Source organism: Streptomyces niveiscabiei (genome assembly GCF_033794345.1).
GTDB classification, from domain to species: Bacteria; Actinomycetota; Actinomycetes; order Streptomycetales; family Streptomycetaceae; genus Streptomyces; species Streptomyces niveiscabiei.
In genome coordinates this window covers 1-5,397 of sequence record NZ_JARAYJ010000088.1, presented here as the reverse complement: position 1 = coordinate 5,397, position 5,397 = coordinate 1, and the positions used below count along the sequence as shown (strand labels likewise).

General features: G+C 69.3%; 5 protein-coding genes. All 5 read right to left on the bottom strand.

The window, feature by feature from the left end:
• Positions 1–369 (bottom strand): GTP-binding protein (locus tag PV682_RS43850; protein WP_046592961.1); only part of this gene is annotated, 369 nt, incomplete at its 3' end.
• Positions 350–934: a DUF742 domain-containing protein gene (locus PV682_RS43845; RefSeq protein WP_055721150.1), complete on the bottom strand. Its 585-nt coding sequence runs from the start codon at positions 932–934 to the stop codon at positions 350–352. The genes PV682_RS43850 and PV682_RS43845, both read right to left, overlap by 20 nt.
• A 74-nt stretch (positions 935–1,008) precedes the next feature.
• Positions 1,009–1,422, bottom strand: coding sequence for a roadblock/LC7 domain-containing protein (locus PV682_RS43840; protein WP_007384910.1), 414 nt, complete (start codon positions 1,420–1,422; stop codon positions 1,009–1,011).
• A gap of 10 nt (positions 1,423–1,432) precedes the next feature.
• The gene (locus tag PV682_RS43835) at positions 1,433–4,744 is read right to left on the bottom strand and encodes a sensor histidine kinase (RefSeq protein ID WP_319738525.1); all 3,312 of its coding nucleotides are present in this window, start codon (positions 4,742–4,744) and stop codon (positions 1,433–1,435) included.
• Between the two features lie 367 nt (positions 4,745–5,111).
• Positions 5,112–5,397: GTP-binding protein (locus PV682_RS43830; protein WP_319738524.1), on the bottom strand; the 286-nt coding region annotated here is incomplete at its 5' end.

Here is a 5,397-nt window from a genome sequence, read left to right as displayed (position 1 = left end):
CGGGAAGCAGTCGGCGAGGCGGCGCGTGTCGACGAGGACGATCGCGCCGATCGCCCCGCGCACCAGGTCGTCCCACATGAACCAGAACCGGTCCTGGCCGGGCGTACCGAAGAGGTACAGGATGAGGTCCTGGTCGAGCGTGATACGACCGAAGTCCATGGCGACGGTCGTCGTCGTCTTGTCCCCCGTGTGGGTGAGGTCGTCGATGCCCGCGGAAGCGGACGTCATCACGGCCTCGGTACGCAGCGGATTGATCTCCGAGACAGCACCAACGAACGTGGTCTTGCCCACGCCGAAGCCGCCCGCCACCACGATCTTCGCGGACGTGGTGGAGCGGGAAGGCCCTCCGCTAGAGCTTGCGAAGTCCACTGAGCACCCTTTCGAGCAAAGTCACGTCTGGCTGGCCTCCGGCGTTCTCGTCGCCGCCGGGCTGATGAATGGCGACCAGGCCCGCCTCCGCCAAGTCGGCGACGAGAATCCTGGCCACGCCGAGAGGAATGGTCAGCAACGCCGAGATCTCGGCCACCGACTTGATCTCACGGCACAGGTTGCAGATCCGCTGATGCTCGGGCAGTTGCCCCTGCATCTGGTGCGGCTGCGCGGTGGTGTGCACCAGCGCCTCGATGGCGAGCTGGTAGCGCGGGCGCGTCCGGCCGCCGGTCATGGCGTACGGACGCACCAGGGGGTTGTTCGAGGAGCCGGCGGGCGACGGCTCCGGTGTGCGGCGCTGCGGCGGCTGCACCGGCTGGATGCGCGGCGCGGCCGGCGGCTGCTGGTCGTACGGGGACGGGCCGGGTCCCTGCGGGGCGTACGGCTGTCGTGGCTGGCTGGGTGCGGAGGGGAAGTTGTAGCGGTTCGGGTTCGGTGCGTTCTCGCCGTGGCCAGGGCCGTACGACCAATCGCCCGGATGGGAACCGCCTGGGGGTGTTGCCACTTTCTCTCCTCCTCCGACTGTGCCGCGTCCCGAAACCCTACGGCCTCGGGACGCCAAAACGCACCGTCCGTCTGCTAGTTGAGCAGGCTCCCCTGGAGCTCCGCACGAAGATCGGGCGTCAGGACCGAACCGGCACGGTCCACCAGAAGTGCCATCTCGTACCCGATGAGGCCGATGTCCGCCTCGGGGTGGGCGAGAACGGCGAGGGAGGAGCCGTCGGATACGGACATGATGAAGAGGAACCCTCGCTCCATCTCCACAACCGTCTGATTCACGGCACCTCCCTCGAAGATCCGGGAGGCGCCTGCCGTCAGGGACGTCAGACCGGAGGCGACGGCCGCGAGCTGGTCGGCGCGGTCGCGGGGGAAGCCTTCGGACATCGCCAGAAGGAGTCCGTCGGCGGAGACCACCACGGTGTGGGACACCCCCGGGGTGTTGTCCACGAAGTTGGTGATCAACCAGTTCAGGTTCTGTGCCGCCTGGCTCATCGGGCTCACACTAACGCTCCTGGTTGTAGGTGCTGTCAGAGCCACTGTGCTCATTCCACGTGGCCTGACCGTTCGTTTCACTGCCTGCACTGCGCCCGCGCTGAACTCCTCGGCGCAGGTTGCTCAACCTGCCTCGGACGTCCTCCGGGGCGCGGGAGATCTGGGGACCCCCCTGGTGGGTGGCTTCCGCGGCGCCCTCGACCAGGTTGGCCTTGGGCACCCGCCGCGGCAGGCCGGAGGAGGTGACCCCGCCCGCCTTGGGCTTGCGCAACTGCGAAGCCTGCTGCCAGCGTTCGTCGTTCGCGGAACGCCAGGAGTCGTCATCACCACCTGCGCTCTCACCCCCGCCGAAGCCGTTGAAGCTGCCGGAAGCCGCCGGAGCCGGGGTCTCCTGCTGCCGCTCGGGCTGTGCGGTCCCGTTCGCCCCGCCGCCGCGGCGCGGAAGCCCGGCGTCGGTCAGCGAGTGGGCGGCGGAGGGGGCCGGTCCCGGTTGCTCGAAGCCTACGGGCTCCGCCTCGGCCGCGTCAGCGACCTGCGCGGATTCCGCTTCGGGAGCGTACTGGTCCGGGTAGCCGTTGCGGTAGTCGTCCTGCTGCGGCCAGTCGTCCTGGTAGGAGGGCTGCTCGAAGGACGGGTACCCGTTCGAGGCGCCGGCCCCGTTGTCCTGCGCGCCCGGCTCCGGGTAACCCCCGCCGCCGTTCGCGGGAGCCTGCGACGCGAAGTACGGCTCCTCGTACGACGGCTGCTGTGCGCCCTCGTACGGCGACTGCGTGCCGTAGGGGGTCTGGGGAGCCTGGGGCTGCTCCACGAAGCCCGTGGCAGCCCCGTCGAAGCCGTTCTGCGGGGATCCGTAGGGGAGTTGCGGAGTCTGCTGGGTGACTTGCGGAGAATCCGTGAAGGAATCCCCGTACAGCGGCGTCTCCTGTGTCTGCTGCGGACCCTGCGTCTGCTGCGGACCGCCGAACGGTGCCTCGGGCTGCTGGGGCGCCTCCAGCGCCGCCCGCCGCTCCTCGCGCATCAGCGAGCGGCCCACCGGGTCCAGGTCGCGGATGTCGTCCGGCACCTCGTAGCGGGTGTCGTCGAAGCCGAGTTCGGCCGCCGTACGCATCGGCGGCTGCTGCGGCTGGCCGAAGTTCTCGCCGCCGGGCTTGCCGAACTGCTGCTCGGGGATGATCTGCGAGACCGTGAACTGGTCCTGCTCGGGCTGCTGTTCGCCACCACCGCCGTGCGTGATCGCGTCCGGCAGCATGACCAGCGACGTCGTCCCGGCCTGCTCGCCCGAGGGCCGCAGCTGGACGCGGATGCCGTGCCGGTCGGAGAGGCGGCCGACCACGAAGAGGCCCATGCGCTGCGAGATCGCGGCGTCCACGGTCGGCGGGTTGGCCAGCTTGTGGTTGATGTCCGCGAAGTCCTCGGCGGTGAGGCCGATGCCCTTGTCGTGGATCTCGATCATCACGCGGCCGTCGGGAAGACGCGTCGCGGTGACCCGGACCTTGGTCTGCGGGGAGGAGAACGTGGTCGCGTTCTCCAGCAGCTCGGCGAGCAGGTGCACGAGGTCGGTGACCGCGCGGCCGTGGATCTCGGCCTCCGGCACGCCGGACAGCTCGATGCGCTCGTACTGCTCCACCTCGGAGGAGGCGGCGCGCAACACGTCGACCAGCGGGACCGGCTGGTCCCAGCGGCGGCCCGGCTCCTCGCCGGCGAGGACGAGGAGGTTCTCGCCGTTGCGGCGCATACGGGTCGCGAGGTGGTCCAGGCGGAAGAGGTTCTCCAGCTGGTCCGGGTCGGCCTCGTTGTTCTCCAGGTCGGTGATGAGGGTCAGCTGGCCCTCGATCAGCGACTGGTTGCGGCGCGAGAGGTTGGTGAAGATCGCGTTGATGTTGCCCCGCAGCAGGGCCTGCTCGGCGGCGAGCCGCACGGCCTCGCGGTGGACCTGGTCGAAGGCGCGGGCGACCTCGCCGATCTCGTCCGTCGTGTTGATCGGGATCGGCGCGACCCGCGTGTCCACCCGGCCCGGGTCGGTCCGGGAGAGCTGGTCGACCAGCATCGGCAGGCGCTGCTCGGCGATCCCGAAGGCCGCGTTGCGCAGCTGGCGCATCGAGCGGGACATCTGCCGGGCGACGGCCGAGGCGAGGATGAACGCGAGCAGCAGGGCGACGACGACCGCGGCACCCGTGATGTACGCGTCGCGCTGGGCGTCGGACGCGATGGTCGAGGCCTCGTTCACCGCGGTGTCCGACAGGCCCGACTCGATCTTGCGGTACGCGTCGAACTTGAGGGTCGTCATGGCCCACCAGTTCTCGGCGGTGACCCCCTGCTCGGCGAGCGCCGCGCGCTCACTGGCGTCCGTCGACTGGATGGAGGCGATCGCGGTCAGGAACTGCACCGGGTCGGTCGGCGGCGCGACGTAGTCCGGGTTCTTGGCCTTCTGCTCCTGGATCATCGTCGCCGCGTCGGCCTGGATCTGCTTCTGGGCCGCCGCCAGCTTCGCGATGTCCGACTCGGTGCCGCCGCTCTGGTACTCCTGGGTCGCGATGTTCTCCAGGTAGGCGTACGAGGTGAGGGCGACCCGCTGCTGGGAGAGGCTCGTCTGGCTGGTGCCCGGCTTGATCAGCAGGTGCATGCCGATGGAGCGCTGGAGGGAGAGCGCGCCCTGCCCGAGTGCGAGCGCGTAGACCGTCCGGCCGTAGGAGGTGATGTTGCCGGTGCCGAGGCCCAGCTCGTTGGAGAACTCCAGGAGCTTGTGCTCGACGTCGACGTACCCCTCCTCCGTCTTCACGCCGGTCATCTTGGCGGTGTAGGCGTCCGCGCGGATCGTCTGGAGCCGGGGCTCGACCTCGCGGAAGCCGTCCAGGCGCCGGACGAGGTTGGCGCGCCGGGGCATGTTCTGCGCGGCGGCGTCGAACTCGTCGGACGCCTTGTCGGTGGCCTTGCGGGCGGCGACCACGGTCGGGTCGTTCTCGCCCTTGCCCTGGAGCAGGGGGGCGGCGGTGACGTCGCGTTCGACGAGGAGGGCGTTGCTGTAGGTCAGCGCGGCGCGTACCAGCTTCGCGGTGTTCTCCGCGTCCTGCGCCTCCTGCCAGGTGTCGATCGAGCCCTTCACCTGGAAGCCGCCCATCACGAGGCCGACCACCACGGGTATGAGCAGGATCGCGTTCAGCCTGGTGGGCACCCGCCAGTTGCGGGGGGAGAGCCGGCCACCGCTCTTGGCGGGCGCGCTCTGGGGCTCCGAGCCCGGGACGGGGGCGGTCGCCGCTCCGCGCGGCGGCGGGGTGAAGTTGCCCCGGGCCTCAGGCTCGGGACTTTTCTTGCTTCGCCTCACTCGACCAACAACCTCTCGGCGGCAGTGTCTCAACGCCCAGCCAGCCATCGACTGCGTTCGTAGCTAGTTACGTCATTGACTATTGGGCAGTTCAGGCATTCCAGCATGGCGAACAGTGCTCTTCCAAACAGTGAGAAGAGCCGATTACGTGTGATGTAAAGCGCTCATAAAACGGTCATACAGAGCGAGCCCCGTCAAAAGACGGGGCCGCCATGCGCACAGCGGTACCGCATGACCGCGACGCGTGGCGGTACCACCCGATTCCTCTGCCGAAACGTTATGAACACCGAAGCCGACCGTGTCAAAGGCCACAGCCGGCTCCGGGTGAGTCTACGACAACTGCCCTACGGCAGCGTCCACTTGATCATCAGCGCAGGCGGGCCATCAGCGCGTGCTCCACCAGCGTGATCAGCGCCGACTTCGCGTCGGCACGGTGCCGCGCGTCGGTCGTGATGATCGGGGTGTCGGGCCCGATCTGGAGCGCCTCGCGGACCTCGTCCGGCGAGTACGGCTGGCTCCCATCGAAGCCGTTCAGCGCGATGACGAACGGCAGCCCGCTGTTCTCGAAGTAGTCCACGGCCGGGAAGCAGTCGGCGAGGCGGCGCGTGTCGACGAGGACGATCGCGCCGATCGCCCCGCGCACCAGGTCGTCC